16 protein-coding genes are annotated in these 23971 nt (G+C 40.9%); 12 read left to right on the top strand and 4 right to left on the bottom strand.

Annotation, left to right across the window (positions count from 1 at the left end; all coding sequences use genetic code 11):
• Positions 1–3 precede the first annotated feature (3 nt).
• From PQO03_RS12300 to PQO03_RS12290, 3 genes are all read right to left on the bottom strand, one after another.
• Entirely contained in the window at positions 4–2352 is a 2349-nt protein-coding gene (locus PQO03_RS12300; protein ID WP_274153489.1) for a PSD1 and planctomycete cytochrome C domain-containing protein, read from the bottom strand.
• Positions 2353–2406: 54 nt separating this feature from the next.
• On the bottom strand, positions 2407–4347 hold the full coding sequence (locus tag PQO03_RS12295) for a serine/threonine-protein kinase (protein WP_274153488.1): 1941 nt from the start codon (positions 4345–4347) through the stop codon (positions 2407–2409).
• Between the two features lie 150 nt (positions 4348–4497).
• A complete protein-coding gene (locus tag PQO03_RS12290) occupies positions 4498–5508 on the bottom strand; it encodes a ThuA domain-containing protein (RefSeq protein ID WP_274153487.1) in 1011 nt (336 codons plus the stop codon).
• 399 nt (positions 5509–5907) lie between these two features.
• On the opposite strand from PQO03_RS12290, the gene PQO03_RS12285 reads away from it, so the two are divergent.
• From PQO03_RS12285 to PQO03_RS12270, 4 genes are all read left to right on the top strand, one after another.
• Complete coding sequence (locus tag PQO03_RS12285) at positions 5908–6564, top strand: type II secretion system protein (RefSeq protein ID WP_274153486.1); 657 nt, start codon at positions 5908–5910, stop codon at positions 6562–6564.
• Between the two features lie 32 nt (positions 6565–6596).
• Positions 6597–9536, top strand: a complete 2940-nt coding sequence (locus PQO03_RS12280) for a glycosyl hydrolase family 95 catalytic domain-containing protein (protein WP_274153485.1) — start codon at positions 6597–6599, stop codon at positions 9534–9536.
• Positions 9537–9653: 117 nt separating this feature from the next.
• The gene (locus PQO03_RS12275) at positions 9654–11036 is read left to right on the top strand and encodes a sulfatase-like hydrolase/transferase (RefSeq protein ID WP_337993458.1); all 1383 of its coding nucleotides are present in this window, start codon (positions 9654–9656) and stop codon (positions 11034–11036) included.
• Between the two features lie 123 nt (positions 11037–11159).
• The gene (locus PQO03_RS12270) at positions 11160–13127 is read left to right on the top strand and encodes a serine/threonine-protein kinase (RefSeq protein WP_274153484.1); all 1968 of its coding nucleotides are present in this window, start codon (positions 11160–11162) and stop codon (positions 13125–13127) included.
• Positions 13128–13164: 37 nt separating this feature from the next.
• On the opposite strand, the gene PQO03_RS12265 is transcribed toward PQO03_RS12270, so the two are convergent.
• Positions 13165–13767, bottom strand: coding sequence for an RNA polymerase sigma factor (locus tag PQO03_RS12265; protein ID WP_274153483.1), 603 nt, complete (start codon positions 13765–13767; stop codon positions 13165–13167).
• A gap of 142 nt (positions 13768–13909) precedes the next feature.
• Between PQO03_RS12265 and PQO03_RS12260 the strand changes: the two genes are divergently transcribed.
• From PQO03_RS12260 to PQO03_RS12225, 8 genes are all read left to right on the top strand, one after another.
• Positions 13910–15706 (top strand): glucoamylase family protein, encoded by a 1797-nt coding sequence (locus PQO03_RS12260; protein ID WP_274153482.1) that lies wholly within the window; start codon positions 13910–13912, stop codon positions 15704–15706.
• 62 nt (positions 15707–15768) lie between these two features.
• Positions 15769–17298, top strand: a complete 1530-nt coding sequence (locus PQO03_RS12255) for a sulfatase family protein (protein WP_274153481.1) — start codon at positions 15769–15771, stop codon at positions 17296–17298.
• Between the two features lie 194 nt (positions 17299–17492).
• The gene (locus tag PQO03_RS12250) at positions 17493–18887 is read left to right on the top strand and encodes an MFS transporter (RefSeq protein WP_274153480.1); all 1395 of its coding nucleotides are present in this window, start codon (positions 17493–17495) and stop codon (positions 18885–18887) included.
• A gap of 15 nt (positions 18888–18902) precedes the next feature.
• Positions 18903–19973, top strand: coding sequence for a Gfo/Idh/MocA family protein (locus PQO03_RS12245; protein WP_274153479.1), 1071 nt, complete (start codon positions 18903–18905; stop codon positions 19971–19973).
• A 16-nt stretch (positions 19974–19989) separates the two neighbouring features.
• Positions 19990–21312 (top strand): 3-keto-disaccharide hydrolase, encoded by a 1323-nt coding sequence (locus PQO03_RS12240; protein WP_274153478.1) that lies wholly within the window; start codon positions 19990–19992, stop codon positions 21310–21312.
• Positions 21313–21333: 21 nt separating this feature from the next.
• Positions 21334–21999 carry a 3-keto-disaccharide hydrolase gene (locus PQO03_RS12235; protein ID WP_274153477.1) on the top strand — a complete coding sequence of 222 codons (666 nt, stop codon included), beginning with the start codon at positions 21334–21336 and terminating at the stop codon, positions 21997–21999.
• A 33-nt stretch (positions 22000–22032) separates the two neighbouring features.
• A complete protein-coding gene (locus tag PQO03_RS12230) occupies positions 22033–22704 on the top strand; it encodes a discoidin/SUN/FTP domain-containing protein (protein WP_274153476.1) in 672 nt (223 codons plus the stop codon).
• Positions 22701–23969: a Gfo/Idh/MocA family oxidoreductase gene (locus PQO03_RS12225; RefSeq protein ID WP_274153475.1), complete on the top strand. Its 1269-nt coding sequence runs from the start codon at positions 22701–22703 to the stop codon at positions 23967–23969. The genes PQO03_RS12230 and PQO03_RS12225 overlap by 4 nt, the downstream gene beginning before the upstream one ends.
• Positions 23970–23971 lie beyond the last annotated feature (2 nt).

Below are 23971 nucleotides of genomic sequence, written 5' to 3'. Positions count from 1 at the left end.
ATATTAGTCCCTGTTTATTGTTTCGTGAAGATTGAGTAAGACCGAGGCTAAGGTAAACCATTTGTCATAGCCTACATCACTTTTTTCCTGATCGAGAATCTCTAACATAATCTGCTGCTCTTCCTTGCTGGCTTGACGAGAGGTACACAGTCGAAAGGCTTGCGTCACTCGCTCTTGATCATTAGTCCCCAAGAGTATGATTCGTTTTCCTAGCTTTTGAGCTAGATCGACATAGACAGGATCATTCATCAAAGTCAGTGCCTGCATCGGTGTATTGCTTCTTGAGCGCTTCACTGTACAAGCCGAACGATTCGGAGCGTCAAAATTTGCAAAAGAGGGGTAATGAGAGCTTCTCCGCCACACGGTATATAAGCCTCTACGATAAGTATCTTCACCTTTTGATTGACGATAATTATTATCAACATCTCCAGCTACGCGCCAAATATTATCGGGTTGATAAGGACGAGCAGTTGGGCCAAACATTTTTGCTGAAAGCGCACCACTTAACTTCAAAGCATTATCTCGTATAGCTTCTGCATTTAAACGAAAAGAAGGACCACGAGCATAAAGTCGATTAAACGGATCTTCCCCCCGTTTTTCATCTGAGCATGTAGATTGTTGCTGATAAGTTGCTGACATCACAATATTCTTCATCAATTTTTTCATCGACCAATCATTTTCCATGAAGTCCACTGCTAAGGCATCTAAGAGGTCGGGGTTAAGCGGCACTTCTCCCTGCTTGCCAATATCCTCTAAACTTTCATATATTCCCGTACCCATAAATTCTCGCCAAAAACGATTCACCGCCGCTCTTGCGGTGAGTGGATTATCTTTTGAGATGAGCCAATAAGCCAACCCAAGTCGATTTTTCGGTGCATCCGCGGGCATAGAATTTAGAAAATTGGGGACCTCCATCTCGACTCTTTTATCAGGATCCAAAAAATTCCCCTTACGCAAAATACGAGTTTCTCGCGGCTGGTCCATTTCTTTCATCACTTCAGTAATAATGGGTTTATGCTTAGCAAGCGATTTTTTATTTTTTGCTAGATCAGCCCAGATCTTATTGATCTTATCATTAGCTTTAAATTTTTTCTGGTGAATTTGACGAGCCGTTTTTAAGTTTAATTTTTTCTTTCCTTGAGCAAGGCTCTGTAGCTCGGTGAGATAGTCTTTCTCTAGTTTTTTTACTAAGACTTGACTCTGTTTATGAATTTTTGGATTCACTCCTTCCAAAGCGATCATCAAACCATTTCCGCTATACTTCAAACTAGCACTTTTTGCATTACTTTTTTCTCCTTCAATAGGAGTATTATTAAAAAAGGCATAGAACTGATAATACTGCTTTATTGTAAAGGGATCGTATTTGTGATTGTGACACTGAGCGCAACTCACTGAACTCCCTAACCACACAGTCCCCATAGTATTAACTCTTTCCATTACCTGCTTAACTCGGTCTTCTTCAACGTCAGTTCCGGCCTCTAGATTAAGTGTATTACAGCGATTAAAACCAGTTGCTACCCGCTGACTTTGACTCGGTTCAGGCAAAAGATCTCCAGCAAGTTGTTCGACTGTAAATTGATCATAGGGCATATCTTGATTAAAAGCTTTGATCACCCAATCTCGATAGGGCCATAAAGTCTGAAAGCCATCACGTTGATAACCATTAGAATCTGCGTAACGTGCAAGATCTAACCAATGACGCGCCCAATTCTCCCCAAAAGCAGTTTGAGCCAATAATTCATCCACGAGCTGTTCATAGTTCTCTTGCTTCAAATTTGAGCTGTACTTATCCAATAAGTCGAGACTCGGTGGCAAGCCAGTAAGATCGAAACTCAAACGTCTAATCAAAGTTTCCGCGGAGGCTCTTGCTTCTGGTTTGAGTCCTTCTTCCTCAATTTTCTGTATAACAAAATAATCAATGAAATTCTGCGCCCATTCTTTATCTTTAACTTTGGGCAAAGATTTACTTTCGGGTTTTATATAAGCCCAATGAACTTTCTCTTCTTCAGCCTTACCGGTAGATGGCCACACGGCGCCCTCTTTAATCCATTGCTTCAGTAGGCTGATTTCATTTTTGTCGAGTGCTTTTTTGGGAGGCATACGAAAATCTTCGTCTTCTTCCTGAATCACCTCAAGTAAAATACTTTCCATATCATGTGGAATAATGACCGCTTCACCGCCATCGGCTTCTTGAAAAGCCAAATGTTTTTCATGGAGGGCAACCCCGCCTTTCTGCTTTTTTTCACCATGGCATTTATAACAGTTTTTCTCAAAGATAGGACGAATATCTTTCGTGAAATCTATCCCCGCATTAGCGCTGAACGCAAATAATAAAGTCATCAAGTATCGCATCAAAAAACCTTTTTCTGATACAAACGGAGACCTTTTTAGCTTTCTTACACTTTTTTAATAAAAAAAGACTCTCACAGATTTCGGAACGATAGTTAAATCGATTGTAGACTTAAATTCACTGGGTAAATATAACTCTTCTAAATCTTCACATTTTTGAATGGTGATAAAGTGTTCGCCTGGATTAGAACGTGGCCAAACTAATTTCCTCAGGGGTAAACCTTTAATCGCAATAACATTGCTTTTGATTTTTGAGTGTCTCATATCCAATTCTGTAATACCTGTTTTATAAAGTGCATTTATATCGGTAAGATTTTCCCAATCACAGATAAGTTCAGTAGCTTCAAAATTAATGACTTTTAACTTAGGACTTTGTAATTTCAAAACGACCTTTGCATAAACCCTTCTCTGATTAAGAGATAAAAAATCCAGTTTAGGGCTAAAGGTATGCTCATTGAGCATTTGATTCATCTCGGTAGAAGCATAATATTCTGCCATCCAGATTATTTCTTCGAAATCTAAATTCTTACGATCGCCAAATTTCTCTATAAAAATCCCACAGGCTTTTACCGCTTTGTGATCTTGTACTTTACCTGATTTATCAAAAGATCTTAGAGCTGACTTAAATTCAAATAAACTTAATTGTAAGTAGCCCATTATTGCATGCGCTTGATTCAAATTCTCATCGAGTTCTAATGCTGTATTTGCGAGGTCCACACCCTTTTCAAAGTCATAAGTATGCAGTGCATCTTGAGCTAAATGCATCACTTTATTCATAGATTCTCCAGCAATAAGCTGCTTCAAACCCTCCGATTTCTGCCACTTCTCTAAGTGATTTTTTGCTTCAGCTTCAGATTTCCGGGCTGATTCTTCTGCTTCACGTGCCTGATTTTCGCTTTCTTTTAAAGACCACAAAAATATTAGTCCCGCTATCAAAAGGACTGTACTAAAAAAACTAATGAGTGTAAAGCTCATCTTATTGCGCTTAACTAGCAGTTTTATTTGACCACTAAAACCAATGGTTTCGGCACTAGTGGAAAACCCATGCAGATAAGACAGCATATCTTTTTTAAGGCTTTCCACATCTTCATAACGATCCTCTATTTTTAGATTCATCGCTTTACAGCAAATAGCTTTCAGAGCAGAGGCCACTGATTTTTTTATTTTGCCCGAACTTAAAATATCTCCTGATATAGTTTGCTCTAAGACCTCTTCAACGGTTCCAGTCCCTGGACTCTCTAAAGTCAAAATAGAATATAAAAGCGCGCCCATTGAGTAAACATCGGAATGCTTACCACTTCGAGAAATTGCACCCTCGGCTTGCTCTGGTGACATGTAACCTGGCGTACCTCTTACTACGCCATCCATTGTAACAAAAGATCCTAAAAGCTCATCTGTCTTTAAATATTCATCTTGTACTTCATCTTTGACTTTTAGGTTTCTAGCTAAACCCCAATCACAAACCAATACTTCCCCAAATTGACTAATCTGAATGTTTTCTGGTTTCAAATCCATATGGACTATATCCAATGAATGAGCGTAGGAAATGGCATCACAAATTTTGACAAAGATGTCTAATAAAGCATTAAGATCTAAAAAACTATTACCAGCTTTTATGTCATTTAGGATTTCCTTCAAATTTTTACCGTGAATAACTTTCATGGTGAAATATGCATCGCCATTTTCATCTATACCCACATCGTGAATGGGAACAATATTGGGATGCTCAAGCATCGCATGGATTCGCGCTTCCCGCAAAAATCGCTCAATTGCTTGACTATCGGCATTCTTTTTCAAAAGAGCTTTGGCTACTTGACGACCTGTGAGCTTATCCTGAACGAGAATAATTTTCTTCATTCCTCCTTCGCCGAGATCATTTGAAAATTCATAGCGTGTTTCACAAGTACTAAGCTGCTTATATAGCTCTCCTTGATGGGGCTCCAATGCCTCATCAAAAAAGTCTACTAAATCACGCTTAACTTTCAACTTGTCTGACATCAATAATCTCCGCTATAAACCTTTAATACATTTTTAAAGCTAATCTAGAGCTTAACAATATTTTCCTAAACCTACGAGTCTTCTCACAATAAAAAAGCGCTTCCCTAAAGGGAAACGCTTTTTTTGAAACTTACTAATGCTAAGTCAGCTTTACTTAACTGCCTTAGGGAACTTACCGAGCTTTGCACTTGGAGTGGCATCAGCTTCGATATCGCCCGCTGCATACTGAATACCCGTGAGGATATGTTGCATCGCTACTGGATTCATAAAAGTTGCATCATTATGACCGAGGTTAGTATAAAAGACTTTTGATCCCGTAAAAGATCTCAACCATGAAACAGCGTAATCATTATCTTTGCGCTTCATTTTCTTCTTATTCTTCATCATATTAGGGCCAGATAAATCAAGGCTTAAAAGAACGCGCATTTTATCACGAGTGAAATACTTGTCATCTTTATATTGGTAGATCTCGTCTTGGATCACAAAACCTTGTGGTACCATTTTTGCACAAACATGATCGGGATCTTCATTGTAAATTGTGACTTTATCGCCTCCGCCCCAAGGGTGACCATCAAAAATACCGCCCATGGCTTCGAGGTAATTAGGCCAATCTTTATGACAATCAGTCGCAGCGTGAATGCCCACTAAACCTTTATCCGAAGCCATGAATTTCTCAAAAGCTGCACGTGCTTTAGGACTCGCAATCGGATTCCTTGTTGTGCTCAGCATAAGAATAACATCATATTTTGCGAGTTCCGCATCATTAAACATTGCTTCGTCTTCTGTATGTACGGACGTATAAGCACCCGTTTTATCACCGAGTTGTTGCAGTAGGACCGCACCCATTTCGATTGAGCCATGACGGAAACCAGTTGTTCGCGAATAAATTAAAACTTTTCTAGGAGACTTTGATTTAACGACATCAAAAGCAGAAAACATTTTATTGAGCTCAGCTTCTTTCTCAATGACTTTTTTATTCGCTTTTAGTAAACTGATTTTCTGCTTGGTCGCCTTGGATGGTTTTTTCTTAGCCTTTGATCCTTCTTGTAAAGTTTGGATCTCTTGATTAATCTGTTTAATTTTGGCGTTTTTGTCTTCATTTGCGAAAGTCGCAACACTAGCCAGTGCCAAAGCTGAAAAAATAAAGTTTTTTAATCTCATGGTATCTCCTAATAAATTGTAAGTCAGTAAGCTATAGGCTCATCAGAATATGTACACGTAAGATGACAGCCTTTCGAAACATAAATATAACATATTTTATAACTTTTATTATGGATCACAACATTTTTGTATTAGAATAAAACAAGAGTGTAGGCGCCGAAACTCTAGTTTTGGGTTTTATCATGTCTCAACAAATGTGTGGTGTCACGATTATGCTGACACGAACTAAAGACTCGGCCCCTAGCACTCTTAGATATCAATACGCCATTGCCCGTGTCGATCTGACGAGTAATTCACCTTAAGTAATAAATACTTTACATTTTTTCGTTCTTATTGTCAAAAAACAAGATTTGATCTGCGTACCTCAGTTTATAAATATAGATAAAGGACCATTTTATCATGAAAAAGCCGCACTTTACACTCATTGAACTTCTCGTCGTCATTGCGATCATTGGTATCTTAGCTTCGCTACTACTTCCCGTCTTAGGGAAAGCACGAACTAAAGCAAAAGAAGCAGGTTGTACCAACAATTTAAAAATGTTAGGGATTGCCACCATGAATTATGCCGATAATGCACATAATTTACTGCCACCTAATCATCCCACTGGTTCAGCGGGAAATGGCTCAATCTGGACAGGTACGCATCAATGGTATGGACTCGGACATTTATACGAGGAATCGTACATAACTTCGGGTGAAATCTACTATTGCCCGACAGAAGATTCCTCTGATATTGACATCGATGCCACACGTGGCTTCAATAATCTTAACGGTTGGGTTGACATGTCTTATTATTACCGTCGTAGTTACGGTGCTAATGGCTCTTCCAATGGAGATCCCCCCCAATCTACTGACTCAGGTACTTTAAGTATTGCAGCAGATCACTTCACACCTCCTTGGTCGGGTCCTTATAATCACAAAGGTCTGCGCTACAATGTGCTCTATCTTGACGGCTCGGTGAGTTTCAAAACTAACACGGTAGTACAAAGCACTACACTCAATCATTATCGATGGCCTGACCAAGAGACTTATGGCTGGTTACTTTTCGATCGCTAAAATATTCAAACACACATAAGGAAATATATAAATTGAAAAACTTAACATGCTTTCAAATTTTAAGCTGTCTGCTGTTCGCTACAACGAATATGAGTCATGCTCAAAACCAAATCACTCTACAGCCAGAGCAAAGCCAGGTCGGAAATCCTAACAATGGTCCCTTGGGAATTGCAAAGGGTACTGATGAAAACCATTTTGCGTATTGGTCTAAGGCCGATTCTTGGGCCTCGTGGAAGTTTTTGGCTGACGAAGCAGGACTTTACGAAGTGTGGTCTGAAGTCGCTTCTATTGCTAAACACTCAGGCTTGTACCTCAATTATAATGACGACAAAGTCATGGTCCATTTAAAGGGCACAGGCTCATACGATAAGTTTACACCCACTAAATTGGCTGTCATTCAACTTAAACAGGGACTTAATACACTTTCTTTAAACCCTCATCGTAATCAATGGGAAGCCCTTAATATTCGCGCACTCAAGCTGAAGCGTATTGGCGATATCCCAAAAGAGATTCAAAAAACTTTTTTAGCTCCCAGTAGCACTCCTGCTTATATCCTAAATAGTGAGCACGCTGCCAATTGGACTTCTGGCCCATTTAAAGGCACTGAATACAAAGATCACTGGCGGGACGCCTACCCCATTGGCAGTGGCCAGTTAGGCGGAATGGTTTACGGCGATGTTCAAGAAGCTCGTTTCATGTTGCAAGATGCCCGTCACTGGCGTCATCAGAATAGCCCAAAAAACTTCCCCGATGTTTCAGCACAACTACAAAAAGTTCGTTCATTACAGGCTAGTGGAAATTTTGTTGACGCCAATCAGATTTATCGCCAAATGATTAAAGACTCAAAATATAAAGGACGCGTGGGTTCCCCCTTAGCTATTGGCGATTTGGTCTTAAGTACTGATGCTCCTGATTACAAAAATTATAAGCGTAGCCTCGATCTAGAGCGCTCTGAGACCCTTACACAATGGTCCAATGAGGGCGTCAATTATAGTCGTAAAGCATTCATTTCACGTGTCGGAGAAAGTAAAGATATACTTTTTGTTAAACTTGAAGCAGATAAAAAAGGCCGCTTAAACTTCGGCGTTCACCTTGGCTTACACAATCCAAAAAATGCTCAAGGTAGCAATTCAAAGGAGTTTAAACCACAAATCAATATTGATTTTGCAGGGCACGTCCAATACACCGCTCATAATGCCCACACGACTTCGGCTTTAAAAGATTTTGGTGCGGTTGCACGAGTCATTTCCCATGATGGCCAAGTCGTTCAAAAACTGGATCATATTAGAATCGAAAATGCGACTCATGCTTTAGTCGCAGTAAAAACTTTCCATTCAGTCGATGGCAAAGAAGCTATTGACCGCATCACTAGAGATCTCTATAAGTTAAAGGGAGATTATAATTCTTTCATCACACCTCACTTACTCGCTCATCAAGGGCTCTTTAATTCGGCCTCTTTAAACCTACATGCATCTCAGTCAGAAAGGGCACTAAGTAACGAAGCCTTAATTGCGGAGGCTCGTGAACTCAAACTTGAAAAAGCTCTAGTTGAACGCATGTGGGCCATGGGCCGCTACTTATCCATTGTAGGCTCTAGAAAAGGCGGTCTACCCGTTCATTTAACGGGCTTGTGGAGTGGTGATTATAGTCCAATGTGGGCCATTCATTTGATGAATATCAATATGCCGATGATTCACTGGCACCTTATGGACGGCAATTTGTCCGAGCTCATGCTCCCATTTTTTGATTTGTTTGATCGCCATCGGCCCGCTTCACGGGTGAATGCCAAAAATCTTTATGGAATGAAAGGCATTTATATTAATCCTTTATTCGGTAATAATGAAGATGGTTTAGTTAAGGTCAACTCACCTCACCTACTGCATATGATTGGTAACAATGCTTGGGTAGCGCAGCATTACTGGGATTATTACACCTTCACAATGGATAAAAAGTTTCTAGCTGAACGCGCGGTTCCGCTCATGGAAGAATCCGCCTTATTTTACGAAGACTTCTTGGTCGAAAATAAAGATGGCTTTTATGATATCTCACCATCTAACTCACCAGAAAACTCTCCTCATAATGCCCAGGGAACTCGCTTATTCCCCAATCGCCATATTGATACACACAAAAACTCAACTTGGGAATATGCCGCCATTCGCGAAATGTTTACAAACTTAGTCGAAGCCTCGCAAATCTTAAATATCAATAGCCAGCAAATTCCTAAGTGGGAAAAAATGATTAGTAAATTACGCCCTTATGAAATCAATGCTCAAGGCGGCGTACGTGAGTGGCTTACTGATGGTTTCTACGATAACCCCGCTCACCGTCATTTAACTCACCTTTATCCTATTATGCCTGGTTATGAAATTAACAAAGAAGATACCGACCCGAAACTCTTCAATGCTTTCGTTCAAAGTTCACACAATCGTCTCGACGCCGGTCTTGAATCACAATCTGCGTGGTCACTTTTACATAATGCCAATGTGCTTGCACGTGGTGGCGATGCCGACAAAGCCTATCAAGCCCTGAAATGGTTAGCGGCTAGTTCTATTTTAGAAAACTTATTAACCACTCATAATGACTGGCGAGAAAGTGGCTACACTATGAATCAAGCTCCGATTTTCCAGATAGAATCCAATATGGGCTGGGTCTCGGCCGTCCAAGAAATGATTTTCACTTCTAGACCAGGAGTCCTCAAGCTACTTCCTGCACTTCCTAGCGATTGGAGCGAAGGCGAAATCAAAGGTATGCGTGGCCGTGGCGCCATAGATATTGATCAGCTCTCTTGGTCTAAAGAAGGTAGCAAAATCACACTTAAATTGCAAAGTCCACATGCACAAGAACTTTCGATTATCCTACCTAAGAAAATCAGCTCTTTAAAACTCCAAGGGAAAATTCACTCCTTTGCGGACAAAAGAATTTCTATCAATCTAGAAGCCGGACAAGTATATTCATTTGAAATCACCTTATGATAAATTTACTTGCTTAAGCAAAAAACTTTCTCACGATTAAGCATAATAAAGGGCATGATGCTTTACCTTGTCAAAAACTGTTTATTCACAAGTGTATCCTTCTATGATTAACAATAAATATCGGAGACTTTTAGTATCAAACTTTTTAAGCTCATAATAATTTTAAGTCTTAGCTCGCTTTGGTCTAATCAAAAACCAAATATCATTCTTATCCTTGCCGATGACTTGGGCTATGGAGATTTGGGATATCTAGGTGCTAAAGATATTCGCACACCTCACATCGATGCTTTGGCAGAATCAGGTATGAGTTTTAGCCAAGGCTACCAATCGGCCTCAGTCTGTGGCCCAGCTCGTGCAGGCCTGTTGACTGGGCGCCATCAACAACTTTTTGGCTGTGGTGAAAACCCTCCAGAAACGGGTCCTCTCGCCAAACAATTTCCGGATGCAGGTGTTCCTTTAAATGAGCAAATGATTTTTGAGCTCTTGAAACCAGCAGGATATACCACGGGAGTTATTGGAAAATGGCACATGGGGCTGAGTCATAATCAACGCCCCAGCCAGCGCTCGGTTGATTATTTTTATGGTTTCCTCAATGGTGCCCATTCTTACCGTGAAGCCAAAATGGATATGTCTGGAGCTCCCATGACATGGCCTATTTTTCGCAATAACGAGCCCGTCCCTTTTTCCGGCTACACCACTGAAGTTTTCAATGACGAGGGTGTTAACTTCATCAAGCGTAATAAAGATAAACCTTTTTTCCTCTACATGTCATATAATTCCGTCCACGGCCCCTGGGAAGCTCAGGAAAAAGACCTTCAACGTTCAGCCCACATCAAGAAGAAGTGGCGTAGAATCTATAGTGCCATGCTGATTTCTATGGACGATGGCTTAGGCAGGATCGTAAAAAATCTCAAAGATGAAGGTATCTACGATAAGACCATCGTCATTTTCATGAGTGATAATGGTGCTCCCAACAAATTAAACGAAGCCACTAGAGAAAACGATTACTTGGCGTCAAACGGCTCTCTACATGGCCGTAAAGGCGATACTTATGAAGGTGGCATCCGTGTCCCATTTATCATCTCTTGGCCAAATCACATCCAAGCTGCCTCTACTTATAAATACCCAGTTAGTGGCTTAGATGTCGTACCTACGCTGATGAGTATTAGTCAGGCTCCAAATTCCAAAAAACACTTAAGTGGCGTCAACCTTATGCCCTACATCCATGGAACGAATAAAACGCGCCCACACGATACTCTGTATTGGCGTCGTGATGATGATTATGCTATTCGTAAAAAAGATTGGAAACTTACTTGGAATGATTACAATGGCCCCCGTGTTCCCATGCTTTTCAATTTAGCCGATGATCCCAAGGAAGAAAGAAACCTCATTCAACAATATCCCGAAATTGCTGAGGACCTACAACACAAATTTGATCACTGGGATAGCCGTTTACCTGACAATAAATGGTGGGGTGGCCCTAGTAACAGGAAGCGCTAAGGATCTACAATGATTAATTCTGTCAAAAATGCATCTTCCCCCCTTCCGCTTAGAACTTTAAGAGTTTAAAATCATAGCAAGTCGAACTTGATTTAGATAATAAACTCTATTGAGCTTAAGTATATGCCAAAAAAAATTAGTAATGAAGAATTTTATCAGGACTTAATCGAAGTAGATGATTTCATTAAAAATGACAATTCTTCAGATCAACTTTGTCCGATCTTAGAAAGTATACACTCCTGCACACAGCGCTATGAGAATAACCAAAGCATTGATTGTGGTGGTTCCAAAAAAATCAGTAGTGTACTCGATAATATGACTTCCCGGCAGATTGCTTTAGCCGAACTCATCAACACCGATGATCCCGAATTATCTGAAAGGTTTTTTAGCGAAATTTTCCTGACCTCTTCTCTCGAACATCCCAATATCATTCCCGTCTATGATGCCGGGCTTAATGAAGAGCGAAAACCTTTTTTTACGATGAAACTCGTGGAAGGGGAGAATCTAGAACAGCTCATGAAAAAACATCCAGAAGATTTTTCTCTTCAGCAAGCGATTGATATTTTTCTTAAAATTTGTGATGCTATTGAATACGCCCATTCAAAAAATATCATTCACCTCGACATTAAACCTGCCAATATTCGCATGGGTAAATACGGTGAAGTTCTGGTCTGCGATTGGGGCATAGCAAAAATACTCACTGACGACGATGAGCACGAGCAGGATCCTTCTTCACTCGATCCCAACATTATCAACGACGTCACCCTAGATGGTTTTATCAAAGGCTCTCCCGGTTACCTCGCTCCCGAACAAATTGATTCCAGCCTCGGCAACAAGGATTTTCAAAGTGATATTTATGCTCTCGGTGGCATTCTTTATTTCCTACTCTCTTTTCATCCACCTCACGCTCATGACGATGTCAATGAATGTCTCCAACAAACCCTCAATGAGCCCGTAACTGAACTTAGCGAAGTCCGCAATCCACAATTCAGAATTCCTCCCAGTCTTGCTGCTGTTGCCATGAAAGCACTCAACAAAAATAAAGCGCTACGTTACGAGTCTGTGAAAGAACTTCGCCGTGAAATCCTGAAATGGCGCGAGGGCTTTGCCACGGGAGCTGAAAATGCCAGCTTTTTGATACTCACAAGCTTACTCTTCAAACGGCATAAAGTTTTGACTAGCCTTTCACTCTCGTTTCTATTTATATGCCTCATTTTCATTTACCAACTCAAGCTCAGTGAAGGGAATGCCCTCGAGCAAAAAATACTCGCCGAATCCAATGCTCTACTCGCCATGAAAAATGAAGAAAAAGCCATAGAGGCTTTAAGGCTTTATAAACAGGAGAAAATAGTCGCTTCCATGGCCAGTATTGAAGCCGCTCCAGCGCTTTATGAAAAAGCCCTAAGCCTGATGAGAACTGGTGAATTTAATAAATCCCATGAACAAATTTTGCTTACAATTAAACGAGATAAAAATTATACTCCCGCAAAAGTGCTACTTGCGGAACTCTATTTTATTAGGCAAGAATACAAAAAAGCCTATGACTATATAAAACTGGAAAACTTGCAGCCCTATACGAGTCACTTTTTTAAAACTCTCGAGAAATTTAAAGATAGCTCTGCTCTCAATGAAAAAAGTCTATTTGAGCTCACCGACGACCTGAATTATATTGAGCTTGAGCAAATGCTCTGCCTTTATTTTATTCAAAACTCAGATTCTAATGAACTCAAAAAAATTATCTTAAAAAGGCTGATTAAGCGCTCCAATAGACTCATTAATGAAAGTGAAATATCAATTAATTACGATGGTAGTAAGTTAAATATCGATCTTTCAAAAACTCAAAAAACCCGTTATCTGATTGCTTTAAATGGCCTTGAAATTAATAAGCTCAATCTCAACAACACCAATATCCTTCACTCTAGTGAGTTTAAGTATATCAGGGCAAGAGAAATCAATTTAGAAAACACCAATATCGACTTATTTCACGATATCTTATACCTGCCCAAGCTTAAAAAAGTCACTATCTCAAAGGGCGCTTACAACTATTTAAATTACGCAGACTTCCCTCATTTAATCATTGAATTTAAATAGAGCTTACTGCACTTGCACTTCATTTCCAAATAAAATGCTAGCTTAATTCCTGGCTTAAACGACTCACTTCTTCTTTGATTTTAGCCATCATCCGCTTTTGATAAACATAGACAGAGTTGAGTGGCATCTCCATTTCTTCGCAAATCTGCTTGTGAAGTTTCCCCTTTTGTAACTCTAGAAAAACATTAAACATTTTTTCAGAAACTTTATTCTTCAAATTCTGTAAAGCCATATTTACTAAGTAATTTTCCCATTCCTTTTCGGCAAGAGCCTCAAATTCTGGCAAACTATCTTCTCGGTAATAGGCCCAGTGCTCACTATCATAAGCCTTTTCAAGCCTTTTTTCACGACGTTGTATGACCCGAAAATGATCCATCACCGTGTTTCTAGTCACCTGGCATAACCAGCTGCGGAAACGCTTGTTTACATCCAGTTTAAACTCGGGGAGTTTCGTCCACAATTTCACCATGACCTGTTGTACAAGTTCTTGCGCTTCAAGATGATTCAAATTAGTTCGACGGCAGATGAGATAGATATATTTTTCGTAATAATAAACAAAATCTTCCCAGGCTTTATCATCGTGACGATCACAAATTTTCTGCAGTAAAGTATGACGCGTATGAAGTGATTCCTGGCCCATAAAATTTCCTTGCTTATTTTCAAAACCCTAAAACCAATACACTCTTTTGTCAAACCAATAAAATTTTAGATATATATCTCACTCTTGTCAAAAAAAGAACTCAGCTCGACGTACCATTGGTAAAATCAATAATGAGAAAAACATGAAACACACACTTCTTTTTTTAATACTCATCCTTTCCGTTTCGATCAAAGGACAAAATTCTGCGGACAATGAATTTTTAACTCAACTTGCTACTGATACTTGGCACTGCCTCGATGCTATGATTGATGAGACTACCGGCTTTCCTCAAGACACACAATCCCCAGGAGGGCATACCAACACCACTAATATCGGCCTTTATCTGGCCTCGCTCTGTGTCGCCACAAAAACCGGACTCAGCTCAGATCAACACGCTTATGCACGCGCCGAAAAAATACTGACTTCGCTCGAAAGTTTTGATCGTATGCATGGCTTTATGCCACATATCATTGATGTACAATTAAAGTCGCGTAAAGCTCACGGTATTGTCGCCATATCAGATTTCAATAAACTTGTCGTAGGGCTCATTATGGTTCGCCAAGTGTGGCCACAACTTCAAACACGGATTGATACGTTTATTGGGGCGATAGAATGGCATCGTCTCTATAATAAGGATACTGGCCAAGTGAGCTGGGGTTATGACTTTGATAATGACACCGTCACCGGATGGGGTTCTTTATGGCTAGCTGCCGATACTCGATCCGCTGCATTTCTCATGATTGCAAACGATGCGGCCCCCGCAAATATATGGCCGAAAATGGAGAAAAACCTCAAGCGCACGGCTTACGGCAATATCTTAACTGGCTATGGTATGGGCGGCCTTTTCATGATGGCCATGGATAGTATTTTTTTACCTGAGATCACTACTGAAATCGGAGAATCTTCAGGCAATTTAGCTTGGCAGCAAATTCGATTTTCAAAAAAACGCGGCTACCCATTTTGGGGTTGGTCAAACTCATATATGCCTGGTAGTGGCTATACTGAAGGTGGTCATCTCTCAGAAAATGTGATTACTCCTCATGCGATTGCACTCATGATTGAACATTACCCAAAACATGCGATTTCTGCACTACGGGGCTTAGTCGATACCGGTGGCACACAAGGCCCTAAAGGTTATGAAAATAAAAATTGGGGCTTACGTGATGCCTACGACATGAAGAAAAAACAGTGGGATGATCACTACTTATCACTGGATCAAGGCATGTTATTTTTAGCCATCTCCAATTATCTTCATCAAGGCCTCGTTAGAAATATATACGCAGCTGATCCACTCGTACAAAAAGGTTTAGACTTAGTCAGTCCTTATATGAAAGAAGACCCTAGCCTGCTCGACTTGTGGGCTAAGCGTGACTCAACTCAAGATCAGCCTATTCTTCTCCAAGAGAAAGGCGATAATATCGAAATACCTCTTAATCAAATAAATTTTCGGGCTAAACCTTTTATCCAAGTTAGCGCAAAAAATATTAATAAGACGCCCCAAATCAATGTTGATACTCAAGCTAACGATCAGCCCATTGCCATTAACTTTAAACTCCCCAAAGTAAACCTACGAGGCTTAAAAGCACTGGAAATAGATATTGATGTCCTTCAAGCTAGCCAGAAAAATATTGGCTCTCTACGCCTACTCATAATCGATCAACATGATCAAAAACGCTATGCTCATTTTGAATTGAAGAAGGATCAAAAAACATACCGTATTGATAGTGATCAGCTCTTGGGTATCCATATCCAAGAAGAAAATATAAAATCACTGGAACTCATTTTCTGGACGAATCCATGGTATTATCAAGAGCATAAATTAAAAGCTAAGCAGCTAAGTCTACAGCTAAGTAAGGTCCGTTTCTGGACTGACTTTGACAAAAAAATGAATATCCTAGAAGCCACTGAAATAAACCATGCACACTTACTCACACAATAATTAAGCGCTCCAATCGAGCCTTCTCTCAACTCTATGCAATCATCTTTAAATAAAAGGTTTTTATGAAAATAAAATTCACCATATTTTTTATACTTAGTTTAAGTAGCTTCATTCATGCAACAGATCGTCCCAATATACTTTTCATTTTAGCCGATGATCAATCTCCTTTTGATTTAAAAATTTATGATCCAAAATCACCACTCGATACTCCCGCTTTAGACAAACTCGCAAAAGAAGGCGTCGTCTTTGATGCGGCTCATCACATGGGCTCAAATCAAGGTGCCGTCTGTAATCCTTCTCGTCACATGATTATGTCTGGTCGCACCGTTTGGCATCTTCCTCATGGCAGTATTAAAAAATTAGCCCCTAATTCAAGCCAAGCAGAAAAAGATGCCATGTGCCCTTCTGATTTAGCAAACTTCACCATGGCCGCAGTCTTTAATAAGGCCGGCTACGATACCATGCGAACCTGTAAGAATGGTAATAGCTATCCTCAAGCTAATGAAAAGTTTACCGTCCGCCATGATGCCACCAAACGTGGCGCTACTGATTTAACTGGCAGTGCCTGGCATGGGCAGCAAGTTTTAAATTACTTAAATCAAAGGGAGAAAACTAAGGACCAAGATCCTTTCTTGATCTATTATGGCTTTTCTCACCCGCATGATAATCGCGAAGGTAAGCCTGAGCTACTCCGTAAATATGGGGCTACTAATCAACTAAGTAAAGATCATCCACCACAACTTAATCCCGAAATCCCTACGCCTAAATTACAGAGCAATTACTTAGCTCGACATCCCTTCCCCCATGGCCATCCAGGTCTCCGTGACGAAGTACACGCACCCGGCATCTGGGAACGTCGTGATGAAGCTACCATTCGCAATGAACTTGGTCGTGAATATGCCTGTAGCGAAAATATAGACATCCAAATTGGACGCGTACTCGAAAAGCTTGAAGCCATGGGCGAACTCGACAATACTTACATCATTTATACCTCAGATCATGGCATCGCTATTGGACGCCACGGTCTACAAGGAAAACAAAACCTCTATGAACATACTTTTCGCGTGCCTTTTATCGTGAAAGGCCCTGGCATCCCCGCAGGAAAGCGCGTTAAAGGCAATATATATTTACTCGATGTCTTGAGCACTCTATGTGACTTGGCAAATGTCCCGATTCCAAAAACTAATGAAGGCCTGTCCTTTAAAGATGTGCTCATAGGAAAGAAAGAAACTGTTCGAGATTCCTTATATGGCGTTTATGCCGGTGGTACCAAGCCCGGCATGCGTTGTGTAAAAAAAGGAGATTGGAAATTAATTAAATACGATACCTTAGATGGCACAGTTCGAAAAACACAACTTTTTAACTTAAAAGAAAATCCCGATGAACTTCTTCTCGATCACCACCAGCAGCCAATCATTAGTTTAACTGGAAATACTCCCAAGCCAACACAAATCAACCTTGCGAAAAACCCTCTATACTCTCGTAAATTAGCTGAAATGGAGCAAGCTTTACTCATGCATATGCGTGATTTTGATGACCCTTACCGCCTTTGGAATCAAGCTGATGAAGGCTTAGTAAAAAAGACCCATTAGAAAACTTAACCGGCTTAAACCTGATGCTTTTAAAGCTCTACCCAAATGTCTTAATAGGCTTCTTTTTAAATAGATTAACACAATTAAATAAGCTTAATGTTTTTATAAATATGCAAAATAATACAATTTTGATTTGACAATCTAGGCAATTATCCTATATCTTAAGGAAAATATAATTTATCCTGGAGATCCTTGTGAGCCCTGATCCACAAAATAAGTCTATCATTACCAAACTCTCAATAATGATGTTTTTGCAATTCTTTATTTGGGGAGCTTGGTACGTTACAGCACCAAATTTTTTGGTGACAATTGGTTTTGGCGCTGAAGATTTTGGTTGGACTTATTCAGTAGGCCCGATTGCAGGAATGATCACTCCCTTATTTGTAGGAATGATTGCCGATCGGTTTTTCCCAGCTCAAATCGTCATGGGTGTCATGCACCTACTTGGGGCAACATTTATGTTCTTAGCTACCGGATATATGGACGGAAATGCCTCTGCAACGACTATTAACTGGTTTTTCTTCGGACACATGTTGAGTTTTTACCCAACTCTCGCACTCACCAATACAATTGCCATGAAAAATATGACCAATTCGGAAAAGCAGTTTCCTATTGTTCGTGTTTTTGGAACAGCAGGTTGGATTGTCGCAGGCCTTTCATTGAGCTGGTTCGCTTTTGATAACAGCATAAATATGTTTAAAATCTCAGCTTCGGCGGCTGCTATACTCGGTGTTTTCAGTTTTATGCTCCCCAATACTCCACCAGTTAAATCTGATAAAAAAATCACTGCAGGAGAACTACTCGGACTCAACGCGCTCGCTCTTTTAAAAGATCGCTCCTACCTTATCTTCATGATCAGCTCAATTCTCATTTGTATCCCACTTGCTTTTTACTATCAAATGACTAGTCGTATCGTTCAACTTGTGGGCCTCCCCATTGGCCAAACTATGTCTTACGGTCAAATGTCAGAAGTGCTTTTCATGCTTGTAATGCCGCTATTTTTTGCCCGTCTAGGAATTAAAAAGATGTTATTCCTCGGAATGCTTTGCTGGGTTATTCGTTACGCTTTATTTGCTATTGGTACACCACAGCAAATTTCCTGGATGATTATTGTAGGTATTATTATTCACGGTATTTGTTATGATTTCTTTTTTGTTACTGGACAAATTTATACAGACAGAGTCGCACCTGAAAAATTAAAGGGGCAAGCTCAAGGCTTATTAGTACTTTTAACTCTTGGCGTAGGAATGTTTATCGGCGCTCAAGTAGCTAGTAAAGTCGAAGCGAAATATACTCCTCCAGTTGTCGCTGAAAATGGTAAAATGATACAAGAATTGGCCATTGAAATAAAATCCCTGACGGAATCTACTTCTACATTACAAGGAGCTGAATTAGAAAATATCGAAAAAGAAATCGCTACTCTAAGTAAGCAACAAGGTGATTTGGCAATGAGCAATTTAAAAGCTCTTAACTGGAAAATGATTTGGGGCATCCCTGCAGTCATGGCTCTGATCGTACTGATTTTCTTCACTCTCTTTTTCAAAGAACCGCAAAATGCGGATGATCCACAAGCTGAACTCACTCATTAATCTTAGGTAATCCTTATGTCAAATATTAAAATACTTGTTGTCGGCTGTGGTAATATGGGCCGTTCCCATGCTCTCGCCTACCACCAATTAGATGGCTTTGAAATCTGTGGCATCGTCTCACGTGGCGATAGCAAAGAAACTCTCAATAAAGAACTCGGTGGAGGCTATCCACTCTTTAGCGATTACTCACTCGCACTCAAAGAAACCAAAGCTGATGCGGTCTGTATCTCGACTTACCCCGATACCCACGAAGCTTATGCGGTCGAAGCTTTTGAAGCCGGCGCTCACGTATTTCTTGAAAAGCCTGTTGCCCCCACTGTTGAAGGTTGCGAACGCGTAGTTGCCGCCGCCACTAAAGCCAATAAGAAACTTGTTGTGGGTTACATTTTACGCCACCACCCTTCGTGGATTAAATTTATCGATCTCGCTCAAGATCTCGGTAAACCACTCGTCATGCGCATGAACCTCAATCAACAGTCACATGGCAAAATGTGGGATACACATAAAAACCTGATGAATTCTATGTCTCCCATCGTGGATTGTGGGGTTCATTATATTGACGTCATGTGCCAAATGACCAAAGCAAAACCGATTCGCGTCAGTGCCATTGGTGCACGTTTGAGTGAAGAGCTCAATCCTGGCATGTACAATTATGGTCAGCTACAGGTAAGTTTCGATGACGGCTCAGTGGGTTGGTACGAAGCTGGTTGGGGCCCCATGGCCTCTACCAAGGCCTTTTTTATTAAAGATGTTTGGGGACCAAAAGGTAGTGCTACTATTACTGCCCAAAATGCCTCTAGTGAAGATCAATCCGACAATGTCGATGCCCATACAAAAACTGAGCAAATCCGCCTTCATCATGCGGAGATTGATTCCAATAACGAATTTACTAAACCAGACGAATGGATTTCTACCGAAGATGAACCCGATCACGATGGCCTTTGCAAACGTGAACAAAAGTACTTCCTCGAAGCCATTCAAAATAATACCGATCTTACTGATCACATGCAAGATGCTATCAACTCCCTCAAAATCGTTTTAGCGGCTGACGAAGCCTTTAAAACGGGTCTCACAATTCAACTCTAATTAAAGGACGACAACAATGAATTTATTAAAAACCTGCAGTGCATTACTCTTTATTCTTATCAGCACTTCCTATGCGAGCACAAATAATCAAGACCTAAAATTCACCACGCTCTTTGAAAAAGGCGCTGATCTCGAGCAAAACTGGATTGGTAATTTTCCTGGTTATAAAGTTGTTGATGATACCTTAGTGATTCAAAATAGAGGTGGTAATATTTACACCAAGAAAGCTTATCAAGACTATGTTTTCCAATTTGAATTCAAACTCGAAGCTGGAGCCAATAACGGAGTTGGTATTCGTGCCCCCCACCCACAAGACAGAACCATTAAGCGTCACGATCCCGCTTACTCAACAGTAGAGATTCAAATCCTAGATAATACCGCTCCCAAATATGCTAAACTGAAAGATTATCAATTTCATGGTTCCGCCTATGGTATTGCTGCAGCCAAAAAAGGTGCAGAAAAAGCTTTAGGTGAATGGAACCAGCAAGAGATTCGTCTGCAGGGCAATCACCTGATCGTCACCCTCAATAATCAAGTCATTCTCGATACCGATATCTCCGAAGGCGATGCCGGTAAATACGCTCTTGGTCGCAATCGTGCTAGTGGTCATATCTGTTTTGCTGGACATGGTCCTGGCGTTGCTATTCGCAATGTAAAAGTCGCAGAATTAGATAATTCTTTCACGCTCGCTAAAGAAGATAATATCGCACCAGAAGCTTTCACGGCTCTTTTCGATGGCAAGTCTTTTACTAACTGGAAAGGTTTGCTCGAACGTCCTTTCGATAAACCCCACAAGCGCAGAGGCCTGGCTCCAGAGAAATTAAAAGCACTTCAGGCTAAAGCAGACGAGTCTATGAATCAGCATTGGCACCTTCAAGACGGCGTTCTCTTCTTTGATGGTGGAAAAGGCGGCCACAGCCTCGTTACAGCTAAAAAATACGGAAATTTTGAGTTTCATTGTTCATGGAAAATTGCCCCAAATAGTGATTCAGGTCTTTATCTACGTGGCTTACCACAAGTACAAATTTGGGATCCTGCCGACGTTAAAGCTCATAAACATGGTTCAGACAAAGGCTCTGGTGGTCTTTGGAATAACAAAAAACTTGGCAGATGGCCTCTAGTTGTGGCGGATAAGCCCGCTGGTGAATGGAATCACTTTTTCATTCGCATGATCGGTGATCGTGTCACTATCTGGCTCAATTCTAAACTTATTGTGAATGATGCTCCTCTCGAGAATCTCTGGGAAAAAGGTAAGCCGATTCCAGTCATGGAACAAATCGAACTTCAGTGCCATGGCGATCCCGTTTGGTTCAAAAATATCTCCATTCGCGAACTCTAGACTCAAACAAAGGTAGCCATCATGAAATTAATTAATTGTCTCACACTTACTTTTCTCACAGTCCTATTCACTTGTTCATCAAGCGCCTCTACGACTGATGATGGCTTTACTAAAATCTTCAACGGCGAAAACTTTGATGGTTGGACAATTTTAAAACATCCTCATAAACGCTATCAAAAAATAGTTCAGGATGAAAATTTTGGTCACCTTATCAAAAATGGAGCCATTGTTACCCAAGCAGCTCCAGGTAATCTCTATACGACCAAGCAGTACAGTGATTATATACTACGCTTTGAATTTAAACTGGAGGCCGCCGCTAATAATGGCTTAGCTTTAAGAGCCCCTTTGAAAGGTATCCCCGCTTACGCCAATTTTGAACTTCAGATCCTCGATAACAGTTCTAAAAAATATGCGAAACTCAAACCCTACCAGTACCACGGTTCTCTTTATGGCCAAAAGGCTGCTAAACGCGGCTTCCTAAAGCCTTTAGGCGAATGGAACTCACAAGAAGTCAGTATTATTGGCACAGAAGTTAAAGTTATCCTCAATGGCACCGTGATTTTAGAAGCCAATTTAAAAGATTATAAAAAAGCTACTTTTCAACGACCAAAAGGACATCTGTGTTTTGCTGGGCACGGAGCAGGTGTTAGCTTACGTGAGATCTATATAAAAGACCTCACTCAATAATACTTACAAATCACTAATCCCTCAGGAATTATCATGAAAAATACACACCTCTTATTACTTGCCATGATCTCGACCCTCGCTCTTAATGCTGCCCCTGAGAAAGTCGATAAAGTTAAATTAAAAATTGAATACCCCGAGCCTCTCGTGAAGGGCACGGAAATCCCCAAAGGCCAAAAGAATCTAGAAAAATCACGCGCTAAAGGCAGTGCGCCTGCACCTTTTATGATCCCCAAGGGCTGCAGCAATTTAGCGGAAGAAAAGTATGTAACTGCCTCAGACGAAGATCCTAGTGAAGGTGACCTCGATATGATTGTCGATGGTGACGCCGATGGCAATGAGTACGTGCAATTAAAATCTGGACTGCAATGGGTTCAAATTGACTTAGAAGAAATCGCCCAACTCTACGCTATACAGCTCTGGCATTACCATGCCGAAGCACGCGTTTATTACGACATCATTATTCAAGTATCCGATGATCCCGATTTCCTTGAGGGTGTCACCACTATTTTTAATAATGACCACGATAACTCCTCTGGTTTAGGCAAAGGCACTGACAAAAACTACATCGAAGAATTCTATGGCAAAACTATTGATGCCAAAGGTGTAAAAGGACAGCATGTCCGTTTTTACTCCAAGGGTTCATCAGGCGACAAAGCCAACCACTATATTGAAATACAAATTCATGGCAAAGAGGTGAAAAAATGAAATTCAACCGTCGTAAACTCTTAAGTGCGGCTACAGCTGCTAGTGTTTTTCAAATCGTTCCCCGTCGCCTACTCGGCGGAGAGGGTTACACCGCTCCAAGTAACGAACTTACCCGCGGTATCATTGGCTGTGGTGGCATGGGAAATGGCCATATGAGGTATCGAGGATCACGAGTCCTCGCCTTATCCGATGTCAAACAAGGTTCCTTAAATGCAGGCATTAATAAATTTAAAGCCAAAAAGCAACACGTCGATGGCTATGCTGATTTCAGAGATATGCTCGCGCGTCCCGATATTGATATCATCTCGGTTGTAACTCCTCCCCACTGGCATGGCACTATGGCCATCTTAGCTGCAGAAGCGGGTAAAGATGTCTGGTGCGAAAAACCCATGACAAGAACTATTGGCGAAGGACAACGCTTAGTTGATGCCTGCCGTCGCAATGGCACCATTCTGCGCATCAATACTTGGTTCCGAATGACCGGTAATTTTTATGGCATGGGCGCACCTGTCAAACAAGTCAAAAAAGCTGTTGATAGCGGCATGCTTGGCTGGCCGCTCACAGTAACGGTCGGCAGTGGTCAGGGCTTTGCATGGAAACATAACTGGAAAGGCAAGCCTCTACAAGAAGCACAAGAGATACCAGGCCATACTGATTATGATATGTGGTTAGGTCCTGCTCCTTTAAAACCTTTTACCCATGACCGCACAAGCCCTAACTTTCGTGGCTACTGGGATTATGATGGTGGTGGCCTTGGTGATATGGCAATGCATTATTTAGATCCCGTTCAACACTTCCTCGGTAAAGATAAAACAAGTCCTATCAAAGTTGAAGTCATGACCGATGATCAACACCCTGATGCTGTTGGCCCCTGGAAACGAGTCACGTTAACTTATGCGGATGGCTGTAAAATTGTTCTTGATGGTGATGGCTCACTCAAAAACGATCCCTACATCCAAGGATCTAAAGGCAAAATCGATCGTGGTTTTCAGTCAGATATCCCCGATTTCCATCGTAAGCTTGCGGCGATTCCTGATCCAGTAGATCTCAATAGTGATTTCCATGTAAACGTCAAAAATCGTCAAAAGTTCCCCCTCAATGAAGTGAATGGACATCGTTCCTGTACGCTTGTAAATCTCTCCAAAATCGGACTTCGCCTTAATCGAACTCTTCACTATGATCCGATTAAAGAAGTTTTTATCAAGGATGATGCCGCCAATAGATACATTCACCAGCCCATGCGTGCGCCATGGAACTTAATTTAAAG

The organism is Lentisphaera profundi, assembly GCF_028728065.1.
Classification (GTDB): domain Bacteria; phylum Verrucomicrobiota; class Lentisphaeria; order Lentisphaerales; family Lentisphaeraceae; genus Lentisphaera; species Lentisphaera profundi.
This window is presented reverse-complemented; position numbering and strand designations above follow the sequence as displayed.